The sequence below is a fragment of the Actinospineispora spinosispora DSM 44797 genome, assembly GCF_000429025.1.
Lineage (GTDB): Bacteria > Actinomycetota > Actinomycetes > Mycobacteriales > Pseudonocardiaceae > Pseudonocardia > Pseudonocardia spinosispora.
Genome location: NZ_AUBB01000024.1, coordinates 164,920 through 180,239 on the forward strand (window position 1 = coordinate 164,920; position 15,320 = coordinate 180,239).

General features: G+C 62.9%; 17 protein-coding genes. 10 read left to right on the top strand and 7 right to left on the bottom strand.

The window, feature by feature from the left end:
• Positions 1–42: 42 nt before the first annotated feature.
• The 4 genes from G406_RS0110725 (at position 43) to G406_RS0110730 (ending at position 2,444) form a co-directional block, all read left to right on the top strand.
• Positions 43–1,047: an alpha/beta hydrolase gene (locus tag G406_RS0110725; protein ID WP_028933828.1), complete on the top strand. Its 1,005-nt coding sequence runs from the start codon at positions 43–45 to the stop codon at positions 1,045–1,047.
• Positions 939–1,262 (top strand): ATP-grasp domain-containing protein, encoded by a 324-nt coding sequence (locus G406_RS59680; RefSeq protein WP_425414581.1) that lies wholly within the window; start codon positions 939–941, stop codon positions 1,260–1,262. The genes G406_RS0110725 and G406_RS59680 overlap by 109 nt, the downstream gene beginning before the upstream one ends.
• 69 nt (positions 1,263–1,331) lie before the next feature.
• On the top strand, positions 1,332–1,892 hold the full coding sequence (locus G406_RS56695; RefSeq protein WP_156934773.1) for a hypothetical protein: 561 nt from the start codon (positions 1,332–1,334) through the stop codon (positions 1,890–1,892).
• Between the two features lie 249 nt (positions 1,893–2,141).
• Positions 2,142–2,444: a hypothetical protein gene (locus tag G406_RS0110730; protein WP_028933829.1), complete on the top strand. Its 303-nt coding sequence runs from the start codon at positions 2,142–2,144 to the stop codon at positions 2,442–2,444.
• Positions 2,445–3,384: 940 nt separating this feature from the next.
• On the opposite strand, the gene G406_RS59520 is transcribed toward G406_RS0110730, so the two are convergent.
• The 3 genes from G406_RS59520 to G406_RS56700 form a co-directional block, all read right to left on the bottom strand.
• Positions 3,385–4,965, bottom strand: coding sequence for an ABC-three component system protein (locus tag G406_RS59520; protein WP_342666210.1), 1,581 nt, complete (start codon positions 4,963–4,965; stop codon positions 3,385–3,387).
• Between the two features lie 148 nt (positions 4,966–5,113).
• Complete coding sequence (locus tag G406_RS59685) at positions 5,114–5,389, bottom strand: ABC-three component system middle component 6 (protein ID WP_425414580.1); 276 nt, start codon at positions 5,387–5,389, stop codon at positions 5,114–5,116.
• On the bottom strand, positions 5,362–6,294 hold the full coding sequence (locus tag G406_RS56700) for an ABC-three component system protein (RefSeq protein ID WP_156934774.1): 933 nt from the start codon (positions 6,292–6,294) through the stop codon (positions 5,362–5,364). Before G406_RS56700 ends, G406_RS59685 begins: the two co-directional genes overlap by 28 nt.
• Positions 6,295–6,547: 253 nt before the next feature.
• Between G406_RS56700 and G406_RS0110750 the strand changes: the two genes are divergently transcribed.
• Positions 6,548–7,099 carry an NUDIX domain-containing protein gene (locus G406_RS0110750; RefSeq protein WP_028933832.1) on the top strand — a complete coding sequence of 184 codons (552 nt, stop codon included), beginning with the start codon at positions 6,548–6,550 and terminating at the stop codon, positions 7,097–7,099.
• Here G406_RS0110750 and G406_RS0110755 read toward each other — a convergent pair.
• Both G406_RS0110755 and G406_RS0110760 read right to left on the bottom strand, forming a co-directional pair.
• The gene (locus G406_RS0110755) at positions 7,082–8,206 is read right to left on the bottom strand and encodes an NsdA family TPR-like regulatory protein (protein WP_037075970.1); all 1,125 of its coding nucleotides are present in this window, start codon (positions 8,204–8,206) and stop codon (positions 7,082–7,084) included. The genes G406_RS0110750 and G406_RS0110755 overlap by 18 nt on opposite strands.
• 155 nt (positions 8,207–8,361) lie before the next feature.
• A complete protein-coding gene (locus G406_RS0110760; RefSeq protein WP_028933834.1) occupies positions 8,362–8,733 on the bottom strand; it encodes a hypothetical protein in 372 nt (123 codons plus the stop codon).
• A gap of 163 nt (positions 8,734–8,896) precedes the next feature.
• Between G406_RS0110760 and G406_RS0110765 the strand changes: the two genes are divergently transcribed.
• The 4 genes from G406_RS0110765 to G406_RS46110 are packed head-to-tail and all read left to right on the top strand — an operon-like array spanning position 8,897 to position 12,094.
• The gene (locus tag G406_RS0110765; protein WP_051341930.1) at positions 8,897–9,193 is read left to right on the top strand and encodes a helix-turn-helix domain-containing protein; all 297 of its coding nucleotides are present in this window, start codon (positions 8,897–8,899) and stop codon (positions 9,191–9,193) included.
• Positions 9,190–9,564: a WhiB family transcriptional regulator gene (locus G406_RS46105; RefSeq protein ID WP_051341931.1), complete on the top strand. Its 375-nt coding sequence runs from the start codon at positions 9,190–9,192 to the stop codon at positions 9,562–9,564. The genes G406_RS0110765 and G406_RS46105 overlap by 4 nt, the downstream gene beginning before the upstream one ends.
• Entirely contained in the window at positions 9,561–9,887 is a 327-nt protein-coding gene (locus G406_RS0110775; RefSeq protein ID WP_028933836.1) for a hypothetical protein, read from the top strand. The genes G406_RS46105 and G406_RS0110775 overlap by 4 nt, the downstream gene beginning before the upstream one ends.
• A complete protein-coding gene (locus tag G406_RS46110; protein WP_156934775.1) occupies positions 9,884–12,094 on the top strand; it encodes a hypothetical protein in 2,211 nt (736 codons plus the stop codon). The genes G406_RS0110775 and G406_RS46110 overlap by 4 nt, the downstream gene beginning before the upstream one ends.
• Positions 12,095–12,287: 193 nt before the next feature.
• Here G406_RS46110 and G406_RS56705 read toward each other — a convergent pair whose 3' ends face one another.
• Positions 12,288–12,977 carry a hypothetical protein gene (locus G406_RS56705; RefSeq protein ID WP_156934776.1) on the bottom strand — a complete coding sequence of 230 codons (690 nt, stop codon included), beginning with the start codon at positions 12,975–12,977 and terminating at the stop codon, positions 12,288–12,290.
• Between the two features lie 94 nt (positions 12,978–13,071).
• Entirely contained in the window at positions 13,072–13,437 is a 366-nt protein-coding gene (locus tag G406_RS0110790; protein WP_028933837.1) for a hypothetical protein, read from the bottom strand.
• A 661-nt stretch (positions 13,438–14,098) separates the two neighbouring features.
• Between G406_RS0110790 and G406_RS0110800 the strand changes: the two genes are divergently transcribed.
• Positions 14,099–15,280, top strand: a complete 1,182-nt coding sequence (locus G406_RS0110800) for an NsdA family TPR-like regulatory protein (protein ID WP_028933839.1) — start codon at positions 14,099–14,101, stop codon at positions 15,278–15,280.
• Positions 15,281–15,320 lie beyond the last annotated feature (40 nt).

Sequence of the window (15,320 nt, forward strand, 5' to 3'; positions counted from 1 at the left end):
CAAGTGTCAGATTGTCGCATATTTCGTGCCTGGAGGTCCGTCATGTCGAAACCCGCAACCCTGCTGGTCGAGCGGCAGCGGTCGGTGAGCCTGCGGTCACGTGCGCTCACCGCTCTCGTTCAGCAGGGTGCGAAGCGTTACCTCGCGGACCTCGGCAACCAGACCTTCGGCCCGGTCCTCCTGGAGCGAACCGCGAAGATCGACACTCTCGCCGCGAAGATGCGCCCGCCGCGTGGTACCCGAACCGAGCGGGTCGCACTCGGGGACTTCGGCGGCGAATGGGTCCATGGACCAGGTGTAGCGACCGGGCGCAGTCGGGTGATCCTCTATTTGCACGGTGGTGGGTGGTTCTTCGGCGGCATCAACACCCACCGTTCACTGGTCGCGCGCATCTCGGCGGCCGCGAGAATGCCGGCGCTGTCCCTCGCCTACCGGATGGTGCCGGTCGTCCCGTTCGAAGCCGAGGTCGAGGACTGTGTGGCGGCGTACCGCTGGTTGATCGACAACGGGGTCGCCGCCGCCGACATCGTGATCATGGGTGATTCCGCCGGAGGCCACCTGACCTTTGCGACCGCGCTGAGGGCCCGCGAGGAAGGACTGGCAGCCCCAGGGTGTCTCGTCAGTATCTCCGGGTGCCTGGACCTGGACCTAGCCAGCAAGCATTCCCACGCCAACGCCGCGGCGGATCCGACGGGCTCGATGGCGGCTCTGCAGTTCCTGGTGGAGTCGATCGCCGGTCACCTCGATCTGTCCGATCCGGCCGTGTCGCCGATCCACGCGGACCTGTCAGGACTACCGCCGACGCTGCTGACCGTGAGCTCGTCCGAGGTGCTGTTCGAAGACTCCGAGATCATGGCCAAGCGGCTGGCCGAGGCCGGTGTGCCGTGCACACTTCAGATCTGGGGTCGCCAGCTCCATGTCTTCCAGGCAGCGGCTGCATTGATCCCGGAGGCCAAAGCCTCGATCGGCGACATCGGCCGTTTTGTGCGGACCGCGTTCGACGGTGTGTCGAGGGACTCGGCCTGGCGCTCGCCCGGATCGACGTGATCGGCGGACAACTGATCGAAATCAACGTCACGAGCCCGACCCGGGATACGCGAGACAGAGGCATTGTCCGGCGAGGTGTTGGCGAAACAGATCGTCGACCGGGCTGCGGGGTTGAAGCAGCAGGCGTGTTGGAAGAGCGGGTGACGCCAGACCTCAGCGCGGAGCACGGACACGCAAGACATCGATGCTGGGTGTCAGGGGATAGCGCGAGGTGACCTCGCCGCGGGAGTTGCCGCGGGCCAGGGTAGCGCGGGACCTGACCTGAGGGTGGATAGTCTTTTGTGGTGTCCGGCGGCGAGGCTGAGTGGCGGCGGTTCGGCGAGCGGGACGTGTACCGGTCCTGGGCCGCGGCGGCTGCCGGCTACGTGTCCGTGGGGCCATCGGTGTATCTGGACCGATTTGTCGATGAGTTTGGCTTAACCGAGGAAGAGGTACGAGGGCGGGTTATCGCCAAGCTGAACGTTCCGTTCTGGAGTGATGGGGCACGCAGCAACGAAGAGTGGTTCGTTCATGAATCGTTGCTCCGTTCATGCGGAGAATTCCCGTGCGCGGGCGACGCGAAAGCTCTGGAATTCTGTCGGGAGATAGTCGAAGAGATGGTGACCACTCTGGGCGTGCCCCGGGATGAGGCAGTAGCCAGAGTGAACCGCCAATGGTCAGTACCAGGGGAAAGCGGAGACGTGCCGAGGGTGTGGATCGTCGGGCTCAGCATCGCCTACCACGAAGACCCGCACACTTGGGCGGGCAACATCTACTACGGCCACGGTTCGCGATGGTGGGACCCGTCATCAACACCGAGCCCACTTCCTCCCCCTGTTCACGGTCGGCCAGACACAGCCGGCTAGTGGCCACGGCGGACCCAGGCTGGGCGGTCGACCTTAACCACGTCGAGGTTGACGTGTGGGTGTTTCCGCGGGTGCGGCGCTCGAACTCGGACCTGCCGTGTCCGGCCGGGATCGCGTGCACTTCTGGCCCGCGTCTCCTGGGGGTATTGCAAGTGGCTACCCTTCGCACCTTCGGCTTGCTGACGCCTGGACCCCGCGTTGCGACGGATCAAGTTTCTTCTTGACGAGCGGGTGACGCGGGGGTCTGGCGTGGGCAATGATTCGGCGTTCGTCCTGCTGTGGATGGACTTCATCGGGGAACCTGGCCCGGAGACGGAGCCGGATGCACTTGTTGTGCGGGTGCCAGGTGGGGTCGGTCCCGGCTGGCCTCGGGAGCTCTGGTCGGAGCTGGAGGGAGCGCTGGAGCAGGCGGCCGGACGCTTGGTGGTCGCGGACCTCACGTGGGTCGTCGGACTGACCGGACGGGCCGTCCGGGTCCTGGTCCTCGTTGCCGAGGCGGCTGCGCGTCGGCACGTCGCTTTCTGCGCGATAGCGCCGCTTCACAGTCCTTGAACCACTATCTGAACCGCTGCGATCCGACGCACGCACTCAGCGTGTACAGCTCGACCATCGGTGCCCTGGCCGTACGGTCTTGACTCCTGGCTCCCGGATCGCCTGTGGTATTCGATCTTGTCCGCTCCCTATGAGGGCGGCGGTCCGGGCTGCGAGCCACACCGACGTTGGTTTGCGATCCGGGCCACCACCTCCGACGGCTGGTAGGCACAGCGTTTCGTTTGAGGCGCAGACCCAGTGTCTCGGCAATCGTCGCCAGAGGCGGAGACCATTCGTCCTGGACCAGCTGGTTGGGTCGACCTGGACCCGTATTTGGCCCAACTACCCGGTTCCCGGCGGTATCCAGCCGTACAACGCACCAGCAGACTCCTCCCCAGTTCTTGCTGGTGAGGGGCCTGTCCTGGCTGGTAGATGCTGGTTCTTGATGGGTGCCCTCGGCAGGATTCGAACCTGCGACACACGGTTTAGGAATGTTTGCTGGGGCTTACACACCGGCTTCTACCAGCGACTATGGTTCACTCTGGCCCGCACCACGAGCCACGTTCGCTACCGCTGGCTGCAGTTCGCACCACGATCTGCACCACGGGATCGTGGGCTGTCACACCAACAGTCGCGCTGGGCGATCGCCAACTTGGCAGCCGACTCAGGCCGCCGATGTACGACCGGACTTGGAAACGAAATTCCAGGTAGGAAATCCAACTTCTCTCGAATCTGGGAGTAACGGGCTAGCTGTGTACATCCGGAGCCTGCCATGGAATTTTGAATCCATCTGCTCTAGACAAGCTCGCATCGCCCGATCGGCCATCGTACATGACTACGTCCCTCACGCGGCGACCGCTGAATGTTCGATTGAACGCCAGTACACGGGCTGGTCAGATGTGCGCAAAAAGAACTGGAGAGTGGAACGTTACATTCTCGGGAAGCGGCATTCCTGGAGTACCTACTGGAATGAGAAGCCAAATAGTCCGCCGTCTTCATGCCAGTCGGTCAACTGAGGCGGAATAACGGAGTTTCCAGCATCGAAGCCCTGATCTATGGCTTTCGTGAGATCATCCGAATTCATTGTCACGATGTACTGAATTCGCTCGCTCTCGCTTATTTCCTGAGCCAACTGGAGGGCGCGCGTGACTTGGCGCTCATCGACTCCATCAAATAGATGACTGTCATGAACCAAGAAGTCGGGCCCACGTCCAGATCTATGTGCGATAACAGCTACCGTAAGATCAAAGCAGAAGATCACCATATTGCCGATCCCGCGGCTCTCTTGACTGTCGATGTGTGGTGTTATCTTTAGTTGAGTCGCAGTCGGATCAAATTCCAGGTATGCAGCACGGCCATCGCCGTAGAGCCGCTCGGCATATTTGAGGAAGAGTAGAGTACATTCCGTGACTAGCCGATCACGTTCCCTGATATCGGCACGCATCTCCGACTCAAGCTGGTTCCGCTCGGCAGCAATCTCAGCCCTACTGGCTTCTAGCGACTGCGCCGCCTCGTAGCGATAGCGCAGGGCGCTTAGCGACGCCCGCTCCTGCGAGAGCAGCTCTTGTAGAGTTGTCAGGGCATCAAGCGCGCCGCCATCGCTCAACGTCTGGAGAAGGCGAGCCTGCTCCTCTCCTAAGGATTCTCGCTGGGCCTGACGGGCACTTATTCGACTACGTGTGGCACGGATTTCGTCTTCTAGGTAAGAGCGTCTATTTTGTACTATCGCCCGATGAAAATCGGACACATCTTCGAATTGCTGTCGTACCGATGATCCTAGCGTCAGGCCGAGGTCTTCGTATACGTCGAATAGGTATCCGGTGTCCGGTTCCACAGACTCAGCAGTAGCGGCCTCTAGATCTTGAAGATTTCGACGGTCAGCTAGGTCTTGCATTCTAAGTTCTCTAATATGACGATCAACCTCGTCTGCCTGCTGCTGCAGCCTTTCGTATTCGGGGACGATTTGAAATGAAGAGACTTGTCGCTCCAAGTCTTGGACTCGCTTGTCGGTTACAGTGATCTGACCGCGTAGTTCAGACGATCGCCCTACTATGCGTCCCCACACGGGGTCCCTTGTAGCTGCTATCAGTTTACGGCGAACTGACTCGCGCGCTGCCAGATCTCGGTAACGAAGCGCGAGACTGTAATCGAGACCTAGGAGGTATGCTACATTCGCCGAGGCTTCCGCCAAAGACTGCTGCGGGTGTATTCTGACTGCATCGTTGAAGGCATGACCGCTTATGCGGCGCATGTATAGGGACAACATTGCGCGACCGCTAATTCCCTCGATTCCCGAGCGCAGGCCGAATAGCTGCTGCTCTAGGAGTCGCTGCCATTCGGTGGAGGTGACGGAGCCTGGTGCAGGAAAGAGGTGATCTAATTGCGAGATATCTGGCTCAAGTGAGATTCTGTTAGCCTCAGCAGGGCACCTTTCGACCCATAGGCCGTCGTCTACTGGAGGCCAGTCAAGATGAAGGTGGAAGACATTTTCACGCAGCGAGGGCTTGGATAATACGGTTCCATCAGCTCGAGCGCCGAGCATGAAGTGAAGTAGTTCTATAATGCTCGATTTCCCCGAGCCGTTGCGGGTATCTGTCTCAGTCGAATGTATTGCTTTATCGGCCACTACAATATTTAGGCCGTCTCTGAAGCTGATCGTCTTGAATCGCTCGTCGTCGGATCCTAACTCTCTAAGCACTTCGATTCACCCGGACTAGTAGGTCATTTTGCATCTCAAGAAGCCCGATTGCGTAGAGGACGTCGAGCGACAGAGCAAACCACCAGAACGGCAACGTGGATCGATGGCTATGTTCATCTCGCCAGGCTTTTAGCCGCAGCCAAGCTTGGCTAACAGTCAAGGGTTCATCTAGGATCGACAGGACCTGTGCACCGACGGCTAGAAGCGAACGTTGCGGCGGGATTCCCTTCGTGGGGAGTATCATCTCCTGGCCCCGCTGATTGACCATCCTGCAGGCGGGTTTTCAAAAATGTCGCAACTTTCAAAAAAGTATGCAAGTATCGCTGAAGCTGCTCTCCTTTTTGGGTACGATGCGGAAGCATTACCAAGTATGTACTGCTCCAAGTTGTGCAGAATTTGCTCAGGGTCTGCGGTTTTCTCTCGTATCGACATGTACTCTGCATGGAATGCCAGCGCTACTTCGTCTCTTTCGGTAATGTCATCGCGCAGTTGGTAGTACTGGTCTATTTCTCGGGTTTGGACCATCGCTTTTCGCAGTTCGTCTTTGGTGTCGGCGCAAAATTCGTTGAAGTCGAGTTTGTCGGCTGATGGTTGCACGATTGACTGCTGAGGGGAATGTGGCCGTTCGCGACTCAGGTGCTCTAGTAGCGGTATTACTTCATCGAGCGAGACGCTGAAGACCATGTTGACGGGTATTTCATGCCCAAGGAGATCTTCGACCTGATCACGTCTGAGCTGGCACGCTTCGTCTCGAAACCTTCGCATTCCAAAATTCTCAAAAGCGAGGTGAGGATGGCGAGACCTGGCTGCACTGAGCTCGCTAGTGACAATGGGGTGCATGCCGCGCAGCTCGCTGTGCACGAAAACGAAGACGTCGAACTCCTTGGCTCGTTTCGAAAGGGCGCCCGCTAGATCATCTTTAAGCTTCTTAATCACTTTGTATGCGCTGAATACTTCGGGTCCATAGCATGCGTACAACTTCCGGTTGACCAGGCTAAGCCCGTCGCTGGATAAATCTCCTAGACTCCCTGCGGTCCGGACGTCAGCGAAGTCTTTATATCTAAGGCACATTAAGTCTTGGAAGAACTCTTCAAAACTTGGTCCGTGAAGCTCTGACAATTTCATTTTAACCATATGTCTAACTGCGATTCTCGAATGAAAGTCGAGTGTCACGTTTCGCTCCCGGCTGTGATCATTCAATTGCAGTCTGTCGCCAACTGTAGCGCATGTCGCCGTGGTTTGTATCGCCCTGCATCGGTCGGATATGTAGTTGTTGTGGCAGCTTGCAGCAAGCTGCCCACATGTATGCCTAACGTCGGAGTACACGCACGGGTACGCGTTGAGCTTCGACTAGGCGAGTGCGCAGGCAGCTGTTCTCCGTCTGGAGCGTGTTTCGTGACGATTTTCGTGCCTCTAGGGTACGGGGATGGTGGACGAGCGGGGTGCGTGGCGGACGTTCGGCGAGCGGTTGGTCTATGACAATCGGTGGGTGAAGCTCGGGCTGGTGGATGTCGAGGCGCCCAATGGTGAGCGGTTCGACTACCACGTGGTTCACCTGGATCGGATCGCCATCGCGCTGATCGTCAATGATCAGGATGAGGCGCTCATGCTGTGGCGCTATCGGTTCCCGACCGAGCAGTGGGGCTACGAGCTGCTGGGCGGGCTGGTTGAGGAGGGCGAGGCGCCGGCTGCGACCGCCGCCAGGGAGGCTGCCGAGGAAAGCGGCTGGGAGCCGATCGGAGAGCCAGAGGAGCTGATCAGTTTCGAGCCCTTGCCGGGGCAGCTCACGGCTAGGGTGGATGTGTATCTGTGGCGCGGTGCGCAGCACATCGGCGACCCCACAGACACGGAGGAAGTTGGCCGGGTCGAGTGGGTGCCGTTGTCTCGCGTGCCTGAGCTGGCGCAGCGTGGCGAGTTGCTGGGTGCCGGGGCGTTGGTCCCGTTGCTGTATTACCTGGCCTCACGCAGCGCCAGGTAGTACGAGCTGACCGAGCCTGTGCAGTTGGCGATCCGACTTGATCTGCATGGCCAGGTGGCGGGCGTCGCGCGCGTAGGTGCTGGCGGCGTCTCGGTTGCCGGTGGCGGCGTGGGAGTAGGCGAGGTCCACAAGCAGACCGGCGCGAGCGCGGACGAAGTCGGCAGGCATGCGCTCGAGTGCGTGTGCGAGGTGTTCGATTGCGTCGGGGTCGCCGAGTCTGGCGAGGGCGTTGCCGTGCCAGCGTTGTAGGTGGCCGTCGCCGAGGAACAGGAACGGTAGACGCGGGTCCACCGGGTCAGCCGGTAGCTGTTGGTTGGCGGCATCGAACGCACGGCGTGCGCCGTCGGCGGCGCCGTTGATGGCGAGGACTTCTCCGTGGGCGGCGGCGAGCCAGGCCCGGATTAGCGGTGACTCGCGGTCGGCCAGGGTGCGGGCGTGGCTGATGTGTTCGGCTGCCAGGGCGGTCTCTCCGATGTCGATCAGGATGTAGGCCTGTTGCGCGGTGGCGTGCGCGAGGAGCGCGGTCGATCCGGCTTCACGAGCCGCGTGTTTGGCGCGTTCGTGATGCTGCCACGCCTGGTTGTGCGCGTTGCGATCCAGCGATAGCCACCCGGCTAGGGCGGAGGCCTCGCAGAGCACCCCGGCGAGTTCTGCGCGGTAGCCCTCACCAACGGTGTTGGTGAGTAGGGCGGTGACCTGGTCGATGTGGTGGCGGAGCTGTTCGAGTTGGGTGAGGCCGCCGAACTGGCGGTCGACGCGGCGGGTGTGCTCGATCTGGCTGCGGAACACATCGATTGTGGCGGTGTCGATGGTGCGGGCGATGGCCAGGCGGGAGCGGAGTTCTTCGGCTTCGGAGTCGATGTGTTCGTCGGGGAAGCCGAGTTCGGCGTTGGTGCGCCCGTAGATCTCGCGGAATAGCTGCCGGTACTCCGGTAGGCCTACGCCTTCGTGGCCGTTCTCCCAGCGCGACAGCTTTGTCTTGAGGCTGGTCGCGGTCATGATCGGAATGCTGTGCTTTGCGGCCCTGGCGCCCAGGAGCGCGATGGTGTCGGCGGCGGAGTAGCCGAGCTGTTTACGGGTCGCTTGGAGCTTTGTCGCGTAAACCATCGCTGCCTCTCCAATACGGCCTCTGACCTGCGCGGTTAATACCGGTTATCACCGTCTGAGTTATCCGCTGCCAACTATTTAATAACTCTGCCGAGTTGTTTCCTTGTGTCATGACAGCAGAGCGGAACGAAATGCGGGCGGCGAGGCGGGACGGCTCATTCATTGATGTCGCCCTTCGCCAGATAGGCGTGCACCTCGTCGAGTCGATCCTCGATAGAGCGCAGCCGCGACTGGATCGCGGCGAGCTGGCCGGCGATCTCGTCGGCGGCCAGCGGAGTGGCCTCGGAACGGGCTGGGGGCTGCTCGCCGGACAGGATGGCATGCAGGTGGCGGGGGTGCCAGCCCAGCGCGGTCGACAGAGCTTCGAGGGTGCGGGCGCTGCGTCGGCGTTGGGCGGTGTTGTGCTGCAACTCGCGCACGATGGCCTGGGACACGTGGGCGCGTTCAGCCAAGTCGCGTTGCAATATGCCCAGCTCGACCATTCGCTGGTCGATTGCCGCCGCGACCGCCGCCCATTGCTCGGACACCCATTCCTCTTTCTCCGCGCTCCGCCTGCTGACGTTCGACAGTAACGGCAGTCCCTGACCGGCCGGGGCCGAATCGCGTATTCGCGCTCGAACCAACTCATCGAGAGCTGATATCAGCTCTCCAATCGCTGAAATCACTTCTTCTGAAATGGACTTCACTGAAATGACTACGCACGACACGTCGATCGACCGGCCCGCCGAGAGGCGAGCGAACTTCTACACCGTCGCGGAGGTGGCCCGGCTGTTGAGGGTCGACGCGGCGACGATCTACCGGGCCATCCGGGAAGACGCCTTCCCCGCTGTTCGGGTCCGCTCCCGCTATGTCATTCCGGCCGCCGCGGTGGAGCAGCTCGCCGAATTGGCTACCGCGTCCGGCGGCTGTGTCGACGTGGCCGCGATCGCGGCTGAGCGTCGGACCGCTCGTGAGGTCGCTCGCCTGACCAACGGAGGCCAGCGATGAGCGCGCAGCGCAAGAGCTTCGAGGAGATGGCGGCTGGGCTGGACGAGTTGGCCATGGTGCCCACAGAGGTGCTTGCCGACTGGGTGACCGCTCGGGGGAAGTGTCTGTGGGAGACCACGTTCGGCGAGCCGCCGGAGTGGACGTGTGAGGCCGACGCTGATCGGGAGCTGGCGCACCGGTTGTGCTCGGGCTGCCCGGTCCGTGGGGAGTGCCTGGAGTTCGAACTGCGTATCGCCGGTGAACGGACCCTCGGTGTGTGGGGCGGACTCAACACCGATGACCGGTTGGCCCTGCACAAGGTGTGGGCGTCGCGCCGCCGCGACGAGGTCGCCGAGCTGCCCGAAGACGACGAGGAAGGAGAACGGTCGTGAGCGGCGTCGAGTTGTTCCTCGGTGGTGTCGCCGCGCTGGCCGCGTCGTGGCTGGTCGTGAAAGCCAAGATCAGCGCACACCGTGCCCGGACGGCGGCTGAGATCGCCCAGGTGGGCACGAGCCCGGTCTCACTATTGGGGCGAGTGATCGTCACGGCCCTGGTCATCGTCGGTGTCCAGTGGTTCGTGATCACCCACCCCGGCAACAAGACACTGCTGCTGGTGGTGCTCGCGTTTCCGGCGTTGGTGACGGCATTCACGCTGGTCAAAGCGTTGACAATCACGCAGGTTCGGCCGTCTCGGAGTCGAGGTGGTCGGCGATGAGTATGCCGCCGCAGGGCGGTTCGGTCGGTGGGCGCGGCGAGGACGCCGCGCCCACCGGGCGTGACCTGCCAGACGATGACGTGTTCGAGGCTGAAGTGCTCTCCGATGAGGAGAGCGCGGAGGTTGCCGCGCGATTCGCCAAGACCGGGGAGATCGAGAAGCGCGGGCCGGGTGAAGTAGCGCGCCGTGGGATGTTGACGGTTCGGCGCGCGGTGGGAGAAGCGTGGCGCTCCGATCAGGCTGCGCGGGTGCGGTCGGTGGTCGCGTATCGGTTGCGACAGGCGCCGCGTGACGTGGTCCGGTTGGTGTGGTTCGTGTTGCGCGGCCACGGCCGGTGGATCGGCAAGGCCTGGACCTATCTCACCTACGGAGATCTGCGAGCCGATGTTCGGGCGGCACGGTTGTCCGGGGACGCGGAAGCACGCCGGAAAGCGCAGGAGATGCTGCGCGCTGATTCTCACGCGCGGTGGGCTCGACTGGTCATGGCCGCTGAACGGCTCGCAGCCGCGGCGGGCTCGGTGGCTGTGGTCGCGGGGGTGTTGTGGTTCCTGGATTCGGTGATGACTCGGGCGGAGATGTGGCCGTGGTTGGCCGGGCTGTACTCGATCTTGGCCACCACCGGAACGATCATTATGGCCACACTGCCGACCGTGGCCGCGACGTTGGCCGCGGGTTGGGTGGTGGCCGCGGCGTTCGAAGGACGCGACAGAACACCCGGTGCGGGGTGGCTGGTCCGTCCCGATCGTGATGACGCTGATTCGTGGATCGATGAACGGATGATCTCCCAGGCGTTGGCGCATCTGGGTATCTCGCCGCTGGACAAGTTCTTCAAAAACAGCGGCGAACTCGTCTACACCGTCCCCGCCCGGACCGACGGAAACGGAACATACGCCCAGGTCAGACTCCCGATGGGAGTGACTGCGGACATGGTCGCGGATCGGCGGGACCGGTTGGCGGCGAACCTGGGGCGGGCGAAGCTGGAGACCTGGCCCACCGAGGGCGCCGAAGCCGGCCAACTCGATCTGTGGGTGGCAGACAAGGGCAAACTCGGCCACGGCGCCGGACCATGGCCGCTGTTGGCCGATGGTGCGGTTGATGTGTTCGCCGGGGTGCCGTGTGGCCGTTCGCAACGCGGGCAGGTGCTGGATGCGCCGATCATGGAACGCAACTACGTGATCGGTGGCATGCCCGGCCAAGGTAAGTCCACCTGGATTCGCACCCTCTGTCTGGGCTGCGTACTCGATCCGACCGTCGAGTTGAAGGTGTACGTGTTCGCCTCCAACCCGGACTTCGACCCGTTCGAGCCTCGGCTGTCGGCCTACGTCAAGGGCGACGACGACGGCGCGATCGAGGCCGGGTTGGGTGAGTTGCGGTGGCTACGGGAAGAGGTCACCCGGCGCGGCAAGCTGCTGGAACGCCACGGCGCGGCCAAAGTCACCCGCGCGCTCGCCGCCCGTGTCAGGGGGCTGCATCCGATGGTCGTGGTGTTCGACGAAGCACACGAGATGTTCGAGCACTCCAAGTTCGGCGGTGAGGCCGGGCCGTTGGCGATCAAGGTGGTCAAGAAGGCCCGCAAATGCGGAATCGCCTTGATCTTCGCTACCCAATCACCGACCGCGGCGTCGATCCCGAAGGATCTCACTCGCAACTGTTCCAACGGCGTCGCACTCGCGGTCGCCGATCAGGTCGCCAACGACGGTCTGCTGGGCTCCGGCAAATACAGGGCCGGTATCCGGGCGACGGAGCTGCGCCCCGGAGAGGACCGGGGTACGGCAGTCACCACAGGGCTGACGGCGAACCGGTTCGAGTTGGTCAACGGGTTCTACATCCCGTTCGACGAAGAGCGCGACGATCTCACCCCGGTCATCACCCGAGCCATGGCGCTACTGGCCGAACACGGCGGGCAGGTTCCGGCTAGCCAGAGCACCGACGCGCAGGACCAGTCCGAGGAAGCTGATCACCTCGGTGACATCCACCGAGTGATGCGCGGTGAGCCGCGCGTACGGACACAGATCGTGCTGCAAAGGCTCACCGAGCTGAACCCCGGCGAGTACGAGGACTGGACATTTCAGAACCTCGCCGCGGCGCTGGCCGTCTACGACATCGAGCCGGTCAAATCCCACGGCGTCAAGGTCGTTCGTGCCACCGACGTCACCGAGGCGCTCGCCGAACGTGACCAGGATGGAAGCGACGAAACGGGGAGGTAGCGGGGGAGGAACGTGGGGACCCGGGGAGAACTCCCCACCCGGGTCCCCACGGCCACATCCCCCCGACTACCTGCACAAACACCCTGTGGGGACCCGGATTAGCGACCCCAGCGAAGGGCCGTTCCAGGTCCGTAACCGCTGTTGCTCGGAAGTTGGCTTGCGCCTCTCCCCGCACGCTCGAGCCGCTCGCATCTCACCTGGCTGCGGCGCGCTGGTAGGAGTCGAGCAGCCGCACGGTGGCGTCGGTGCGATTGCGCCACGGTCCACCTGGCAGCTTCGTGAGCTGAGGGGTGACCGCCAGCCAGCGACCGCTACGACGCCCGGTACTGCCGGAGAACACCGGTTCCAGAAAACCCACCACGGTTGGCGCCTCATCTGAACCCGCCAGCACCCGCCAGCCGGATTCCGGCTCCTCACGCCGTTCGAGTCTCACTGAGTCGAGGTCGAGGGGCTTCGGCCTCGGACGCCGTGACCGCGCCGCGGAGGCTACGTGTCGAGGCGGCTTGGCTTTGGCGCCTCCTTTTTCCGTGACAGATTCCGTGACCACGCGTGGAACGACCGGCGAAACGTCGATGCGTTGAGCGGAGGTCGCGGGACGTTTTGCGTCGGTGTCTGCGGCGACAGGTAGGGCGGTGACCTCGTTGATCTGCCGCAGAGCTTCGTTGGTGGCCTCGCTCAGGTGGCGGCCAGCGTCGCTGGGGAGCTCCTGTCCGCTGAGAACCGAACGTCTGATCTCGCTGAGCGCCGATTCGATCGTGACCAGCGTTGAGAGAAGTTCTTGATGTCGGACAGCGAGGGCCGCCCGGTGCGCACGTTGCCTGCATGTCGCGTTGTGGAAGCGGTTCGGTCTGCCGCGGGTGCTCGATCGCGCCGGGAGCTCCATTCCACATCCTGCGCAGATCATCGGAGACCGCCTCCAATTTGGTGACATATTTCGTGACCGGTCGAAGCGAAGGTACCTCTTGTCACGGAAAATGTCACGAATTTGATGGTTCGGCGACGGCCAGGCGGGCGAGCCGGTCGCAAGCGGTCCAGTGCGCAGCGTCGAGGCGACCGGACCGGCGTGCCTCGGTTGCACGGAAATGAGCCTCTTCAATCGCGGTGCAGCCGCCATTGATCACCAGCTCGGCTACCCATCGTCGGGCTTCGGTCGGATCGTCGGCGTGCATCTGGCGGGTGTCGAACACGTCGTAGAGCACCGCGGCGACTTCCTCGATGGTTAGCGGTACCGGAGCGTTGATCCAGGTGGCGGCCGGTGTTGGGGACGGCAGCCATGCGCGATGGAGCAGAACGACCCCGGTCACCTCGTGTGTGCCGAACCGTGCTGTCGTGGTGACCTGCATCAATTCCTCTCCTCGGGCTCCATGTCGGAGGTGTTGGTTCCCCAGGCTGATCGGCCAACCACCCAGGTCGGGCCGCCCGCCGGGCAGCGGTGCCGGTGTTCGCCCAGTGCCAGCTCCGCTGGGGTGCACCAGCAATCGCGCGGAGCGAACGGGTCTACCGGCTCATCCATGTCGGTGCCATCCGCTGCGAGTGGCGTTCGGCTCGACTGGTCGACGCACTATCGCCGCGGCCTGACGCAGGCTTCGAGCGAGCAGGTTGAGAGGCGTCGGTGCCACCGATTCTTGGTGCGCTCGAACGATGTCGCGGCAGAGCGTGCACCTCGGAGCCGGTGGCGTGAGCATCGATCCCGCGAGGAACACGGTCCCGCACAGGCCACGGTGAACGCCGGTCTTGACCGCGATAACCATCTGTTCGTCGGTCACGGCGTGACTCACCCGGGGCTTGAACGCCGCCGCCACCCAGATGAACAACAGCCGATCCTCTGCCGCGTTCACGCGCGGCCCCCCGGGGCCGTCAACCTCTGCGCACACACTCGCTGATTCCTCGTCTCCCTGAACACAGCATGACTGAAATCAGCGTTTCATCAGCGCTATATTGAGCGGAATGACGCGGCGAGGCCATAGACGTGCCACCGCACGGGGCGAGGGGGGACGCGGGATAGTGGAGAAGAACGGACGCCGGGCTGGCAGGACGGTGCTGGAAGAGCAGATCCGGGCGCGGCGGATGACGTTCGAAGAGTTCGTCGGCTACGCCGAGACGTTCGCCCGTGAACATGGTGAACCCGGCACACTCAGCCTCCGTCACCTGAAACGTCTGGCGGGCGGCAAGTACGCGGGCGAGGCTCGTCCGGCCACCCAGCGTCTGCTGGAAGCAATCTTCGGTCAGTCGTGGGAAGAGCTGCTAGCCAGCCCTTCAAGGCACCGGCAGGTCGTCACTACGACGTCCAGTGCGGAGCTGCTGTCGGCTGAGCTCCGTAATGCGCGACGAGTCGACGCTGAGACGGTCCGGTTGCTGGCCAGTCAAATCGACACCGTTCGACAGCTTGACCGCCGATTCGGTGCTGGGGCTCTGCTGGACCAGCTACTCAGCCATGCGGTACACGTCCGCCGCCTGCTCGACTACACAGTCGACGACGACACGCGTCGAGCGTTGGCGTTCATCCTCGTCGACGCCTACACCTTGGCTGGGTGGCAGACCCTTGACCGGGGCGAAACGCTCGGGTCCTGGAATCACTACCGGAATGCATGCGAGGCGGCGCGTATCGCCGAATCACCCACCTGGCTCGCGCACGCCCAAGCGGAACAAGCCGTAGTCCTCTCGGACACGGGGGAGACTGCGCTCGCGGTAGATCTCACCGAACATGCGTGCGAGAGCACCCGTCGGTCCGCTCCTGCGCTGTTGCGCGCCTGGCTCGCCGCTGCCCATGGTGAAGCTCTCGCCGCGAATGGCCAGCAGTCCTCGAGTCTCCGCGCGTTCGACCAGGCTGCCGTGCTGTTGCCACAGAGCCTGCAACCGGAACCCGGGAGCCCGTACATGGCGCTGGATGACGTGCATCTTGCGCGCTGGCGTGGTCACGCTCTTGCTCGGTTCGGCCATCCTGATGCCATCGCTGTTCTGAGCGAAGCGCTAGCCCGACACGACTCGACATTCGTCCGAGCCGAGACAGGTCTACGTGCCGACCTGGCTCTGGCGCACCATGCTGATGGGGAGTTGGACGAGGCCGCTAAGCATCGCGCAGTTGCGACCGTACTTGCCGACGAGATCGGGTCTGTGCGACAGCGACGGCGGCTGAATCGATCGATGGGCATCCGGCAGTCCGTGGATTGGCCGAAACTGTCGTAGCTGCAGGCTAACGTATACCCATCCCTTCTGCGGGGTGCGA